The 13794-nt window shown below is 66.7% G+C and carries 14 protein-coding genes; 6 read left to right on the top strand and 8 right to left on the bottom strand.

From position 1 onward, the window contains the following. Window position 1: 1 nt before the first annotated feature. Window positions 2–313, top strand: a complete 312-nt coding sequence (locus ABUA37_RS07790) for a thiamine-binding protein (RefSeq protein WP_349898558.1) — start codon at window positions 2–4, stop codon at window positions 311–313. Beyond that, the gene (locus ABUA37_RS07785) at window positions 310–1566 is read left to right on the top strand and encodes an MFS transporter (RefSeq protein ID WP_349898557.1); all 1257 of its coding nucleotides are present in this window, start codon (window positions 310–312) and stop codon (window positions 1564–1566) included. Before ABUA37_RS07790 ends, ABUA37_RS07785 begins: the two co-directional genes overlap by 4 nt. Before the next feature lie 9 nt (window positions 1567–1575). On the opposite strand, the gene ABUA37_RS07780 is transcribed toward ABUA37_RS07785, so the two are convergent. From ABUA37_RS07780 to ABUA37_RS07750, 7 genes are all read right to left on the bottom strand, one after another. Then, the gene (locus ABUA37_RS07780; RefSeq protein ID WP_349898556.1) at window positions 1576–2259 is read right to left on the bottom strand and encodes a response regulator transcription factor; all 684 of its coding nucleotides are present in this window, start codon (window positions 2257–2259) and stop codon (window positions 1576–1578) included. 23 nt (window positions 2260–2282) lie between these two features. Next, on the bottom strand, window positions 2283–3536 hold the full coding sequence (locus ABUA37_RS07775; protein ID WP_349898555.1) for a hypothetical protein: 1254 nt from the start codon (window positions 3534–3536) through the stop codon (window positions 2283–2285). After that, window positions 3533–4696 carry a sensor histidine kinase gene (locus ABUA37_RS07770; protein WP_407075362.1) on the bottom strand — a complete coding sequence of 388 codons (1164 nt, stop codon included), beginning with the start codon at window positions 4694–4696 and terminating at the stop codon, window positions 3533–3535. The genes ABUA37_RS07775 and ABUA37_RS07770 overlap by 4 nt, the downstream gene beginning before the upstream one ends. Before the next feature lie 307 nt (window positions 4697–5003). Continuing rightward, complete coding sequence (locus ABUA37_RS07765; RefSeq protein ID WP_349898553.1) at window positions 5004–5669, bottom strand: response regulator transcription factor; 666 nt, start codon at window positions 5667–5669, stop codon at window positions 5004–5006. A gap of 110 nt (window positions 5670–5779) precedes the next feature. Next, the gene (gene metX, locus ABUA37_RS07760; RefSeq protein ID WP_349898552.1) at window positions 5780–6985 is read right to left on the bottom strand and encodes a homoserine O-acetyltransferase MetX; all 1206 of its coding nucleotides are present in this window, start codon (window positions 6983–6985) and stop codon (window positions 5780–5782) included. A 128-nt stretch (window positions 6986–7113) separates the two neighbouring features. Next, window positions 7114–8478, bottom strand: a complete 1365-nt coding sequence (locus ABUA37_RS07755) for a bifunctional o-acetylhomoserine/o-acetylserine sulfhydrylase (RefSeq protein WP_349898654.1) — start codon at window positions 8476–8478, stop codon at window positions 7114–7116. A gap of 104 nt (window positions 8479–8582) precedes the next feature. After that, a complete protein-coding gene (locus ABUA37_RS07750; RefSeq protein ID WP_349898551.1) occupies window positions 8583–9713 on the bottom strand; it encodes an acyltransferase family protein in 1131 nt (376 codons plus the stop codon). A gap of 69 nt (window positions 9714–9782) precedes the next feature. Between ABUA37_RS07750 and ABUA37_RS07745 the strand changes: the two genes are divergently transcribed. Further along, window positions 9783–10559 (top strand): SDR family oxidoreductase, encoded by a 777-nt coding sequence (locus ABUA37_RS07745; protein WP_349898550.1) that lies wholly within the window; start codon window positions 9783–9785, stop codon window positions 10557–10559. Here ABUA37_RS07745 and ABUA37_RS07740 read toward each other — a convergent pair. Beyond that, window positions 10543–12030 carry an MFS transporter gene (locus tag ABUA37_RS07740; protein ID WP_349898549.1) on the bottom strand — a complete coding sequence of 496 codons (1488 nt, stop codon included), beginning with the start codon at window positions 12028–12030 and terminating at the stop codon, window positions 10543–10545. The two genes, ABUA37_RS07745 and ABUA37_RS07740, sit on opposite strands and share 17 nt — an antisense overlap. Before the next feature lie 77 nt (window positions 12031–12107). Here ABUA37_RS07740 and ABUA37_RS07735 point away from each other — a divergent pair, with 77 nt between their 5' ends. The 3 genes from ABUA37_RS07735 to ABUA37_RS07725 are packed head-to-tail and all read left to right on the top strand — an operon-like array spanning window position 12108 to window position 13783. Continuing rightward, entirely contained in the window at window positions 12108–12788 is a 681-nt protein-coding gene (locus ABUA37_RS07735) for a uracil-DNA glycosylase (RefSeq protein WP_349898548.1), read from the top strand. Window positions 12789–12827: 39 nt separating this feature from the next. After that, a complete protein-coding gene (locus tag ABUA37_RS07730) occupies window positions 12828–13406 on the top strand; it encodes a GNAT family N-acetyltransferase (RefSeq protein ID WP_407075353.1) in 579 nt (192 codons plus the stop codon). Window positions 13407–13417: 11 nt separating this feature from the next. After that, the gene (locus tag ABUA37_RS07725) at window positions 13418–13783 is read left to right on the top strand and encodes a hypothetical protein (protein WP_349898547.1); all 366 of its coding nucleotides are present in this window, start codon (window positions 13418–13420) and stop codon (window positions 13781–13783) included. Window positions 13784–13794: the final 11 nt, after the last annotated feature.

Genomic DNA, 13794 nt, shown 5'->3' with positions numbered 1-13794 from the left:
AATGCTGGTGGCATTTTCGGTCGCACCGAGCGGTGGAGCAACGGAGGGTGACTCCGTGCATGACGCTGTCGCCGCGGCGGTCAAGGTCGTGCGCGACTCCGGCCTGCCCAACCACACAGACTCCATGTTCACGACGATCGAGGGCGACTGGGACGAGGTCTTCGACGTGGTGCGGCGCGCAACGGATGCCGTGGCCGAGTTCGGCACGCGCGTCTCGCTTGTGCTCAAGGCCGACATCCGCCCTGGTCACAGTGGTGAGCTGACCGGCAAGGTGGAACGACTGGAGCGCGCCATTCGCGATTCCTCGCGGTGAGCCGCGCGGAAGACACCGCGAGCGAGCCTCTCGAATCTCACGCATCGCCGTCGCTGAGCCCCGCCCGCACGCGGCTCGCCCTGCTGGCTCTCGCGCTCGGCGGCTTCGGAATCGGCGCCACGGAGTTTGTGGCCATGGGGCTGCTGCCCAACCTCGCTCACGACCTCCTGCCGGCGCTCCAGGCCGTCAACCCTGATGCTGCGAATGCCCAGGCGAGCTGGCTCGTCTCCGCCTACGCACTGGGCGTCGTGGTCGGCGCGCCGACGATCGCGACGATGGCCGCGCGCTTTCCGCGCAAACAACTGCTGCTCGTGCTTGCGGGAGCATTCACCCTGGCGACGCTGGCATCCGCACTGCTGCCAGGGTTTGGCCTCGTGCTACTCGCTCGATTCGTCGCAGGACTGCCGCACGGCGCGTACTTCGGCGTGGCCTCACTTGTCGCGGCGTCCCTCATGGGCCCGGGCCGACGCGCCAGGGGAGTGGCGATTGTGCTCTCCGGTCTCACGATCGCGAACGTCGTCGGCGTCCCGGCCATCACGCTGCTCGGCCAGACCACGAACTGGCGGGTCGCCTACCTCGCGGTCGCCGCCATCTTCGCTCTCAGCTTCGTCGCGATCGCGCTGCTCGTGCCGTTCCAGTCGGGCGACGCCGGCGCGACCATGAAGCGCGAGCTCAAGGCCTTCGGTCGAGCGCAGGTGTGGCTCGCGCTGCTCATCGGCGCCATTGGCTTCGGCGGTTTCTTCGCCGTGTACACCTTCATCTCGCCTCTCGTCACGGAGGTGACGGGCCTCGGAGTGCACTTCGTACCCGTCGTGCTCATCGTCGTCGGGCTCGGGATGACGGTCGGCAACCTGCTCGGCGGCTGGGCCGCAGATCGCAACATCATGCGCTCGATCTTCGCGTTTTTCGGCGTGTTCGCGCTGTCCCTGGCGGGAATGGCGCTCACGTCATGGTCGGTCCCCGGCTTGCTCGCTTTCGCCTTCATGGTGGGCGCCTCGTCTGCGGCACTCTCGCCGGCGATCCAGACGCGCCTCATGGATGTCGCGGGCGACAGCCAGACGCTCGCTGCGGCGGTAAACCACGCGTCCCTCAACCTCGGCAACAGTCTCGGCGCATTCCTCGGCGGTATCGCGATCGTCGCGGGCCTCGGCTACGTCTCGCCCAGCTGGGTGGGCCTGCTTCTGTGCGTGCCCGGTGTGGCACTTGCCGCCGCGAGCGTGCTGCTCGAACGCAAGCGGCCGATCCGGCGCTAGCCGCGCTCGTCAGAAGCCCTGCGGCGACTCCGTTGAGATCAGGATGCCGTCTTGAATGGCCCGCTTGCGCAGCGCAACCTTGGTGCCGACGTCGATTCCCGCGACGCGGTACTTCTCGCGAATGCGCTTGAGGTATGACTTGGCGGTCTCTTCGGAGATGCTGAGCTGGAAGGCCACGGCCTTCACCGGCTCGCCACCGCCGTAGAGCGCCATCACCCTGCGCTCCTGCGCGCTGAGCTTCGGCGCTCCGCCCACCGTTCCCGCGTTCAGTGCCAGGTCCAGTTCCGCGGAGATGTACGACTCACCCCTCGTGGCCGCGCGAATCGCCTCGACGATCATGTCGGCATCCTCGCTCTTTACGAGATAGCCGAGCGCACCGGCCGCGAGCGCCTCACGCACCACGTTCGGCTCCGAGTAGGTGCTCATGACGACCGTCTTCACGCCCGTGGTGTTGAGGGTCGAGATCTTCAGCGAGATCGGGATGTTGTCTTTGAGGTCGAGGTCGAGCAGCACGACGTCCACGGGGAACTCCGCGTGGGTCAGCAGCTCCGGCCACGTGGTGACCGCGGCGACCATGCTGATGTCTGAGGCGGCCCCGCGGATCCACTCCGTGAGCGCTCCGAGGAGCATCTTGTGATCGTCGACGAGGGCGAGTCGAATCCTGTCGTCTGCTTGCGCCACTGTGCTACTCATCTCCATTGGTGTTCTCCAGCATGTTATTGGTCCGCCGGGTTCGCGACGACACACTCGATCTCGACACGCAGGCTGGAGTTCTGCGTCGAGTCGATGAAACGGCCCACCTTGCCGATCGCGTTCCACGTTGCGGGATCGACGCGATTGCGCTGGATGCCCGTGGTGGCGATGACGATGGGCACGTTTACGGTGCGTGCCGGGCCGTTGTCCAGGGTGGTGGTGATCGGACCGAGGGTGAGCTGGGCGGTCGGTGTGGTCTTGCCATTGCTGCTGACGAGCAGCCAGACTGCGGCGAGCAGGCCGTCGCGCTGGTGCGGATCCAGGAGGCCGGCGAGACTGCCGGGGTCGCTGAGCGTCACGCCCTTGCCCAACTGCTCGGACTCGGTGATGGCGTGGTAGAGCCAGGTCTCTCGGCGACCCTCGATGAGGTGAAGGCGCAGTTCGGTCGCGAGCGAGGCCGCGGTCGAGGCGATCTTGGGCGACAGCGGGAGCTGGATGGTGCCGGTCGCGACGGAATCGAGCAGTTCTTCGGCTGCGAGGTCGAGCCGTGCGAGTTCCTCTGAGGCGAGCATCCCGACCGCGAATCGCGGTGCGGAGATCGTGCTCTGCACGAGCACGCGGTCGAGTTCGAGCTGGACGAGCCTCCTGAATCGACGCACCACGTAGACGCCGAACACGGGCGGCAGCACGGCCAGCGCGACGACGCCGATCTGCGACGGGAGCGTCTCGCTCGTCAGCGGAGTGGTGAGCAGGATGGCCCCGACGAAGGCGACGCACAGCAGCCCGGCGGCGAACAGCATTTCGCTCGCACGGCGCAGGGTGACGGCGACGAGGAGCCCGAATCCCACGGAGACGGATGAGGTGGCGAAGGCTCCGATGTCGTGCAGCGGCCAGATGGCTGCGAAGTCGAGCGCGACCACGCACGCCTGCGCGACCAGGAACGCGCCGAACAGCAGGCCGGACATTCGTTCGCCGCGCGTGGCAAGCGCCACGCCCACACCGATGAGCGACGCGACGTAAATGAACCAGGAGACGACGATCGGCAGGAGGCTCGGGTAGGACTCGAGATGCCAGACGAACAGCCCGATTCCGCACAGCGCCTGCACTCCGGCGATCACGCCGGCGCCCACGCCGAGATAACCGGTGCCGAGACTGGCGCCGGGCGCACTCGCCTGGCGGACGGCGCGAGCTGCGGTCGACGCGCTCGGGACGCCGCCGCGCGGACGTTTGCCGACGATGACGCCGAGCGTGTTCTCTTCTGGGCGCGAGAAGGTCACTTGGGTACCTCCAGTACCACCGTGGTCCCTGAGCCGCGGGCCGAGAACAGCCTGGCGTTGCCGCCGACCTCCTTGAGCCTGCCGACCACCGAGTCCTTGAAGCCGAGCCGCGCGGCGTCGATGTCCTTCAGGTCGAAGCCGACGCCGGCATCCGTCACCATGGCTCGCACGGTGGTCTCGTCGTCCGTGATCGTCACGTGCGCGTCGGTGACACCGGCGTGGCGGCGCACGTTCTCAAGACACTCGGCGAGTGCGAGCAGGAAGGCGTCGAGCACGTTGCTCGGCAGTAGCACCTGACCGGTGCCGTGCCAGCTGACCTCGAGGCCCATTCTGCCGAAGCGCTGTTTGACCGACTCGAGCGTGGTGCCGAGGATCGAGTCCTCGACCGGTTCGAGGTTGTACGTTCCGGATGAGGTGGGGACGGGACTCGCACCGAGCCGCAATTGCCGCAGCAGTCGGGCGTCGTCGCCGGCCTGCTGCTGGAGCGCCGAGGTCGTGACTCCCACGCCGGAGTGCGCGAGCAGGGTGAGGGTGGCGAGCACGGTGTCGTGCAGGAGCCGCGCGCCCTGACGCCGCTGAGCCTCGGTCTCGCTCGCCAGGCGCTCGGCGCGATGGGCGCGGCCGATGCTGAAGATTCTGCGGGCGGCTCTCGGAACGCTCGCGCCGAGCCAGTAGCCGAGGATCGACGCGAGGATCCAGCCGACCAGGGTGGCGACGGCCTGCGGCGCGATCCCGTCAGGATGCGGTGCGGCGAACTCCACGAGGATGAACGAGAGCACTACACCCACGACGAGCACGACGAGCCTCGGCACCGAGTTGGTCAGCACGATCGCGAAGGATGCGAGAGCGGCGGCCGCGAGGGGGACCATGGCGTCGGCGATGGCGCGCGTCTCGCTCTGCCCGTTCGGTACCTGCGCGACCAGCAGGATCGCGAGTCCGGAGGCGAGGCCGAGAAGAACCCAGAGGATGGACTGGCCGATGCCCATGCGGTAGAGCGCGAAGGCGAGAAGCACGAACAGCGGAAGGGTCGCGAGATAGCTCGCCCATGGCAGCACGCCGGGCACGCTGAAGCACACGAGAGAAACAATCGTCGATCCCAATCCGACCACTCGGGCGGAGCGATGTAGAAGGCGATCGCGTTCTTTGGCGATGGGTTCCACGCTAGACATGCTTCCACACTGTCACCTCAAATGGGGGTGCGACACTGTTCGCTGGGAATCCGGTGAGAAAGGTACAGTTCAGGGGAAGAACAAGAGGGGCGCGCCGGGTAGACCCGGTAGCCACACTCAGAGCCGGATCGGGTGCTCATGCACCCGGGTCCGGATCGGTGCCTTGACCCGAATAGACGGCACCGGGGCGGAGCCTCATTGAGGAACCGGCCAGACCGGGGGGTCTTGCTAAGAGGGCCACGGGCAACCGTGGCCCTCTAGCGGCAGAGCCCTCCATCGCGGCGGATACGATCGCGATCTATTCCGAGGACACCCAACCGGCGCGGATGCCGTGGTCGCGAAGCTTGATCTTCGAACCGAGGTCGGTGCCCACGTCCCGGTACTTGCGCCTGGCTCGCTTGATGTACGACTTCACGGTCTCTTCGGTGGTCTGCATGATCTCCGCGACTTCGCGAATGGTGCGACCGGATGCGTACAGCACGAGGGCCCGCTGCTCGCGCTTGCCGAGCCCGGGCAGCACCTCGGGATTCGTGCCAGCGATGGCGTTGCGCAGCGGGGCGTTCTGATGCTGCTCTCCCACGGCGGCAGCGCGAATCGCTGCCACCAGTTCGTCGGCCGTCTCGGTCTTTGGAACGAAGGCGAGCGCGCCCGCCTGCACGGCGGTGTAAACGGTCGGAATGTCGGCGTGCCTGCTGATCACGATGGTGCGGCTGCCCGCCGCGGTGAGCGCGCGGATCTTTGTGCCGATCGGAATGCGGTCATCGAGATGGAGGTCGAGCACGACGACGTCAACGGGGAACGCTTTATGGCCCAGGAGGCCGGCCCAGCTCGCCTCGCTCGCCACGACCTCGATGTCGAGTTGCGAGGCTGCAAGGTGGGCGACTATTCCGTCGAGCACCAGCCTGTGGTCGTCAACGACCGCCACCCTGATCTTCGGGGATCGGGGCGGACGCACGGTCACCATGGGCGATCGCCAAACGGCGGCAGTGCGCCTCGGGAGCCGGCCTTATTATCAGACCGTTCTGTATACACTCGATCAGCATAGCCAATATGACAAGCCCTCGATTGTCCCTGTTAGTCGCTGAGTAGTCGCACGAGCTCCGGGCCCACGAGGTCGTGTTCGATGAGAAAGCCATCGTGGCCGAATTCGGAGTGGATGATGGTGGCTCGCCCCTCGTCGAGACTGCCGCTCAGCCGACTCGCGATGAGCACCTGGTACTCGGCGGGGAACAACCGGTCGCTGTCGATTCCCAGCACGAGGCTGCGTGCTGTGATGCGCGAGAGCGCCTCGGCGACGCCGCCGCGATCCCTGCCGATGTCGTGCGAGTTCATCGCCTCGACCAACAGCACGTAGCTGTTGGCGTCGAATCTGCGGGTGAACTTGTTGCCGTGGAAGTCGAGGTAGCTCTCCACGGCAAACTTTCCGGAGGAGCCTAGCGGGCTGATGCTGCTCTGCCAGCTGCGCTGGAACCGGTCATTGAGCTCTGACGGCGAGCGGTAGTTGAGCAGCGCCATGCGCCTGGCGAGGGCGAGGCCGCGGTACGGACCCTCACCATCCTTGGCCTCGTAGTAGTCGCCGTCGTTGAACCCCGGGTCCATCTTGATTGCTTCGATCTGCACGGAGTTGAGGGCGAGCTGGTCGGCGCTGCTGATCGTGGGAGCGGCGATGATCGCCACGCGGTCGAGGCGTTCGGGGTAGCCGATCGCCCACTCGAGCGAGTGCATGCCGCCCATGGATCCGCCGATGACCGCGGCCCAGTGATCGATGCCGATCGCGTCGGAGAAGGCGACCTGTGCCGCCACCTGGTCGCGGATGGTCAGGTACGGGAAGCGCGCGCCCCACTCGCGGCCGTCGGGAGCGAGCGACGCGGGGCCGGTGCTGCCCTGGCAGCCGCCGAGCATGTTGGGGCAGACGACGAACCACTCGTCTGTGTCGATGTACTTGCCCGGCCCGATGATGCCGCTCCACCAGCCGGCTGTCGGATGCCCGGGGCCGGCCGAGCCGATGAGGTGGCTGTCTCCGGTGAGGGCGTGCAGCACGAGGATGGCGTTGCTGCGATCGGCGTTGAGCTCGCCCCAGGACTCGTAGGCGATGCGCGCGGAAGCGAGACCCTCGCTGCGTTCGAGCGCGAGAGGCCCGATGGACACGAAGGAACGATTGCCGGGAGCATCGCCCTCGCGCCACGCACCGGTGGCCGGCGGCTTGCCGGAGAGAGCCCTCGTGTTCGCTTCGGTGATGAAGCTCGAAGGAACCGTGTCCTCGGGTGTCTGCCAATCCATGTCTAGTTCAGTATCGCGGACGGCGTGGCGGCGGTCGTGCTTTGTTACGCGCCGGGGTGGCCGTGGCGTTCACGACATCGCCGCGGGCGCCCTGCCGGAGCAGGGCGACCGCGGCGAGGAGGTGGCGCTTACTTTCCCGCGACCGCGCGGGCGGCGGCGAGGCCGACCTCGAGGTCTGCCTTGATGTCGTCGATGTTCTCGAGACCGATCGAGAGGCGCACGAGGCCGGGCGTGACACCCGCGGTGAGCTGCTGCTCCGGGGTCAACTGCGAGTGCGTGGTCGACGCCGGGTGGATGATGAGGCTGCGCACGTCGCCGATGTTGGCGACGTGGCTGAACAGGCTCACGTTGTCCACGAGAGCGCGGCCGGCATCCACCCCGCCCTTGAGGTCGAACGAGAGCACGGCGCCGACACCGCGCGGCGCGTACTTGTTCGCCGCTCCGTACCAGGGGCTCGACGGCAGGCCCGCGTAGTAGACGGTGTCGATGTCGTCATGGGCGTCGAGCCACTCGGCGATCAGCTGCGCGTTCTGCACGTGGCGCTCGACCCGGAGGCTGAGCGTCTCGATTCCCTGAATGAGCTGCCAGGCGCTCGCCGGGGCGATGGCCGCACCGAGGTCACGAAGCAACTGCACGCGAGCCTTGATGATGTAGGCGATGCCGTCGCCCAGAACGGTGGTGTAGCTGGCGCCGTGGTACGAGGGGTCGGGCTCGGTGAGGCCGGGGAACCTCTCGACGTTCTTCGACCACTCGAACTTTCCACCGTCGACGATGATGCCGCCCATGACCGTGCCGTGGCCGCCGAGGAACTTGGTGGCCGAGTGCACGATGATGTCTGCGCCGTGCTCGAACGGGCGGATGAGGTACGGCGTCGCGATGGTGTTGTCGACGATGAGCGGGATGCCGTTGTCGTGCGCAACGCCGGAGACGAGCTCGATGTCGAGCACGTTGATCTTCGGGTTGCCGATGGTCTCGGCGAAGAAGAGCTTGGTGTTCGGGCGAACCGCGCGGCGCCACTCCTCGGCGTCATCCTGGTTCTCGACGAAGGTCGTCTCGATGCCGAGCTTCTCGAGGGTGTACTTGAACAGGTTGTAGGTGCCGCCGTAGACCGAGGACGAGGACACGATGTGGTCGCCCGCGTTCGCGATGTTCAGGATGGCCAGCGTCGTTGCCGACATCCCGGATGCGAGCAGAAGCGCTGCAGTGCCGCCCTCGAGCGCCGCGACGCGCTGCTCGACGACATCCTGGGTCGGGTTCTGGATGCGGGTGTAGATGTTGCCGAACTCGGCCAGCGCGAACAGGTTCTTGGCGTGCTCCGCGTTGTTGAAGACGTATGCGGTGGTCTGGTAGATCGGTGTCGCCCTGGCGTTGGTCACCGGATCGGGCTGCGCGCCCGCGTGGATCTGCTTTGTTTCGAATTTCCAGTCGCTCATCGCGTCTCTCCTCTTGCTTCGATTGCTCTTGACTCGTGCCCGTGGTCTGTACCGACGAATTCCTGTGTCTCGCGGGTGTCCGCACACAATCCACCGAGCTTAGGAACTCGGCAGCGTCAGGAACAATCCTGTCGCAATACGACGTAATGACACAGCACCGGGTGCTATCGGTCGCGGCGCGAGCCCGTCGGATCGACGCGCGATGGGCCCCGTTCGGCCGGCCGGCCGCTACCGCCCTCGCCCTCGAGCGTGAGGAAGAGCCACTGCGGTTTCGGCTCGATCAGCGGTCTGAAGACCTTCCGTACGAGCGGGCTCGCCAGGGCGATCGAGATCGCGATGCAGGCGAGGATCATCGACAGCAGCCAGACGCTGGAGGAGTGATCGTCGCCGAGGATGCCGGACTGCCGGATCGGGTAGAGCACGAAGCTGTGCAGCAGGTAGATGTACATCGTTGCCTGACCGAAGCTCGTGAACCAGGTCCTGCGGCGCGGAATGAGCACGAACATCGCCGCGCTCAGCAGCACCGCAAGCAGGATGAAACCGAGGCGCACAAGCCCCGCCCACCAGGCCGTCTGCCCGACGATGTCGTTGTAGGAGTCGTCGTAGAAGAACCAGTTCTTGAGGTTCATGGATCGCAGCGGCCCTATGAAGAGGAAGACCACGGCGATCCAGATCGCGAAGACGGCGACCGCACAGGATCGCACCCAGAGCACGTTGCGGTCGAGCACGTGCCAGCGATCGACGAGCTTCCACTGCCGCACCTGCCAGCCGAGAAAGAAGAACGGCAGGATGCCGATGGTGCGCGAGAGCGAGAAGGTGTTGTCGATGTTGCTGAGGTAGCCGACACCGATCGAGAACACGACGCACCACACGAGCGGCCAGCGCAGGAGCACGAGGTAGGGGAGCAGCAGGCGGAAGAGGCCGAGCGCCAGGAGGAACCACAGCGTCCAGTGGGGCGTCGTCGGGTTGAGGCTCGTTGAACCCTCCACCAGGAACTGCACCGCACTCCAGATGGCCTCCATGATCGCGTACGGCAGCACGATGTCGGTGAGCACCTTCTTCATCTGCCGCGAGTTCGGCGGACTCGCCTTCGAGAAATAGCCGCTGATGATCGCGAAGGCCGGCATGTGGAACGCGTAGATGAAGAGGTAGACGCCGAGCGCCGCATCCGAATCGCCGGTGAGGCGCTGGATGCCGTGACCGACGACGACGAGAGTCACGGCGGCGAATCGCGCGTTGTCCCAGACCGCAACGCGCTTCTTTCGCGCGGGAGCGGTCTTCACGCCATCCGTCATCGTTACACCATACTGGCGGCCGGCTGGAAGGACGCGGGCGGTACGGTTGATGCGAGCGAAGGAGTGAGTGTGCAGTCGAAGCGGGTTGTAGTCACCGGTGCGAGTTCGGGAATCGGCGCAGCGACCGCTCGGCTCTTCCGCAAACGTGGCTGGGAGGTCGTTGCTGTCGCCCGTCGGCGCGACCGCCTCGAGGCGCTCGCGGCCGAGACCGGCGCGCAGTTCTTCGTCGCCGACCTCACCGACCAGACGCAGGTCGACGCGCTGCGCGACCATCTCGCCGAGCTCGGGCCCGTGCACGCCCTCGTCAACAACGCTGGCGGTGCGTTCGGACTGGCCTCGGTCGAAGACAGCGATCCGGATGACTGGACCCGCATGTATGACGTCAATGTGATCGCGGTCAAGCGCGTCACGAGCGCGCTGCTTCCGCTGCTGCGCGCGGCGTCCGCGGATCGCGGTCACGCCGACATCCTCACCGTGACCTCGATTGCCGGTCATGTCGCGTACGAGGGCGGCGGCGGATACAACGCGGCCAAGTTCGCGGCCCACGCGCTCGTCGCGGTGTTGCGCCTGGAACTCGCGGGCGAGCCGATCCGGGTGCTCGAGGTCGCGCCCGGCATGGTGAAGACCGAGGAGTTCTCCCTCACCCGCTTCGGCGGCGACCAGGCGCGGGCAGACGCGGTCTACGACAACGTGCCCGATCCGCTCTCGGCAGAGGACATCGCGGAGGCCATCGTGCACGCGATCGAACTGCCGGGGCACGTGAACCTCGATCTCGTGACGATCAAGCCGGTGGCACAGGCGGCAGCGCACAAGCTCGTGCGCGGCGAGCTCAAGCCGAAGGCATAGCCTCCACGATCGTCGGAGCGTCCTCCGCGTCATCCGCGAAGGCAAGCTTCGGCACGAAGAACAACAGGATGCCGGCGAGTAGCGCGCCGCCGCCGCAAATCGCCCACACGAGGTAGTAACCGAACAGGCTTCCCGCCGTTGACCCGGCGATCTGCACCGCGCCGATCGTGAGCACGATGGCGAACACCGACGAGGCGAACGAGCCGCCGATCGTCTTGGTGGTGTTGGTGAGCGCCGAAGCGATCCCGGTCTGCCCTCGCGGAGCCGCGGCAGCCGCGGCTGCGGGCATGGCGCCGACGAGCGCGCCGCTGCCGAGCCCCACAATGACCATGTTCATGAACACCTGCCAGGTCTCGAGGTGCAGGGGGAGGAACAGCAGGTAGCCAGCCGCGACGAAGAACGCCGCGATGATGAGCGTGATGCGTGGCGTGAACACGCGGGACAGCAGCGGGAACAGCAGCGCACCGACGATCATCGACACGAGATAGAGGCCGATGAGGATGGAAATGGTGCCGCTCGCGAGGCCGAGGCCGTATCTGAGCTCTGCCTTATTCGTGCCGGCGTAGGTCGACAGCGGGGCCTGGGCGCCCAGGATGCTGATGCCGATGAGAAACGCGGTGAGCTGCACGGGCCACATGTTCGGCTGGGCGAACACGCGGATGTCGATCGCCGGATCCTTCTGCCGCAGCTCGAATCGCACGAACGGCCAGAACACCAGGATTCCGGCGGCCATGATCGCCCAGGGCCACCACTGGTCGTCGTTGAACTTGAGGAAGGTGAGCCCCGAGGTGATGAGCAGGAGACCGATCGTGAGGATCGAGAAGCCCTTCCAGTCGAGGGTGCGATCCGGCAGCGACTCGGACTCCGGCACGCCGAACAGGATGACGAAGAAGACGAGCGAGACCGCGATCGCCGGCACCATCATCGTGGGCACGACCGAGTGCTGCAGGGCGGAGGCGCCTCCGAAGGCGTCGAAGATCGCGGAGCTGCCGAGTGCTCCCGCTATGGCACCGCCCTCGAGTCCGACGATGAGGAGGCCCGCGGCCCGGCGCGTTGCGGAGGCGGCCCTTCCGCTGCGGCGCCCCTTGTCGAAGATGAGGGCGATCTCGAGCGGCAGCCAGACGACGTAGAAGGCCTGCAGCGTCCAGGCGATGAGGAAGCTCGTGAAGTCACCGGCGAAGGCGAGCCACCAGCTCGCGCCCGCAGTGAGCACCGTGGCGACGAGCAGGATCTTCTTGTGCCCGTACATGTCGCCGAGCTTCGCGAGCACGGGCACGACGAGCGCCGAGAGCAGCAGCTGCGCGCCCTCGAAGATGTTGAAGTCGGCATCCCGGATGCCGAGGTACTTCACGAGGTCGGGGATGAGCGGCACGTAAAACCCCTGCAGGATTCCGCTCACGAACTCGACGAAGAAGAGGAAGCCGATCAGGCCGATCGTGATCGCGCCGGCTCTGCCGCGAATGACTGTCATGAACGGATGGTAGCGGCAGCGATCGCAGACCGGACGAGACGCGCGCTCGCCGCGCTCGGTCTGCTTGACTGGACGACGTGACGCCGCAGCCGCTCTCCGAACTCATCGACCCGGGATGGGCGCAAGCGCTCGAACCCGCCGCAGCCCAGATCGCGCGGATGGGCGACTTCCTGCGAGAGGAGACCGCGGCCGGCCGCGGCTACCTTCCCGCGGGTGCGAACGTGCTGCGCGCCTTCACCTATCCGCTGGCGGATGTGCGGGTGCTGATCGTCGGCCAGGATCCGTACCCGACGCCCGGGCATCCAATCGGACTGTCGTTCGCGGTGGATCGCGCCGTTCGCCCGGTGCCGCGCAGCCTGCAGAACATCTACCGTGAGCTGCGAGACGACCTCGGCGTCTCGACCCCCGACCACGGGGACCTCACCGCCTGGGCGGAGCACGGCGTGATGCTCCTGAACCGCTCGCTCACCGTGATGCCGGGCAAGCCCGCCTCGCACCGGGGCAAGGGCTGGGAGGCCGTGACGGAGCTCGCCATCCGCGCCCTGGTCGCCAGGGGAGGCCCCCTCGTCGCCATCCTCTGGGGGCGTGACGCGCAGGGGCTCGAGCCACTGCTGGGCGCGACACCGGTGATCAAGTCGGTGCATCCGAGCCCGCTGTCGGCTTCAGGCGGCTTCTTCGGTTCCCGCCCGTTCAGTCGGGCGAACGCGGCACTTGTGCAGCAGGGCGCTGAGCCGGTCGACTGGTCACTCGCGCCGTAACGGCGGGCGAATGGGCGCGGGCCGAAGTAGCATCGAAGGATGCTGGAATCGGAGTATCAGGCCACTCACCGACCCACCGAGGCCATGCGCAATCATCCGCCGCTCGCCTCGCCCTTCGAGTACAAGATCCGCGATGCGGCGCTGCAGGACCTGCCCAGCGTGCGCGAGATCTACAACCACTACGTGGCGAACTCCACCATCACCTTCGACGAGAAACCGATGACTCTCGCGGCGCTGCGCTCCAAGTTCCAGCACCTTGGCAAGCTCGGGATGCCGTTCCTCGTCGCCGAGAGCCCGAGCGGCCAGATCCTCGGCTACGCCTACGTCTATCCGTGGCGCGAGAAGGCGGCGTACCGCTACACGGTGGAGAGTTCCATCTATCTCGGTCCGGCGGCGACCGGCAAGGGCCTCGGCACGAGACTGCTCACCGAGCTGATCGACCGATCCAGGGCCGCGGGGCTCAAGGAAATGATCGCCGTCATCGCAGACAGGGGTGCGGATGCCTCACTCGCGATGCACAGGAGCTTCGGCTTCAAGGAGATCGGCCACATGGGCAAGGTTGGATTCAAGTTCGGCAGGTGGCTCGGCACCGTGCTCATGCAGAAGTCACTGAAGTAGCAAGCGCATCAATGGGGGAAGCACCGCGGAGGAGGCCGCTGCAGCACACGGTCGTGCGCACATTCAGGGCGCACCTTCGGGCGCGGCCGGCACCGGCGTTCGCGGCCCTCGACGCCCGGCTGCGACCGCGTGCCGAGGCCACGAGCATGTACACCACCGACCCGGCAGCTTTTCTGATCATTACCCAGGGCGACTGGTGGTACCGCGGCGAATACCGCCTGGTGCCCGATGAGACTGGTTCGAACCTCGAGTACACGATCCTCAACGTGGCGCAGCGTGCCCGCATCCTGAGCCACATCGCGGCGCGACACGTGCTCGCCGCCGCTCCCACAGGCTTCGAGACGCTCGTGCGCGGACTGAGACGGGAGCTGGAGTAAGTTCCTGCGAG

The sequence above is a fragment of the Parafrigoribacterium soli genome, from assembly GCF_040227235.1.
Classification (GTDB): Bacteria; Actinomycetota; Actinomycetes; order Actinomycetales; family Microbacteriaceae; genus Parafrigoribacterium_A; species Parafrigoribacterium_A soli.
The sequence above is the reverse complement of the archived record's forward strand: the minus strand, read 5'-3'. Positions and strand labels throughout refer to the sequence as shown.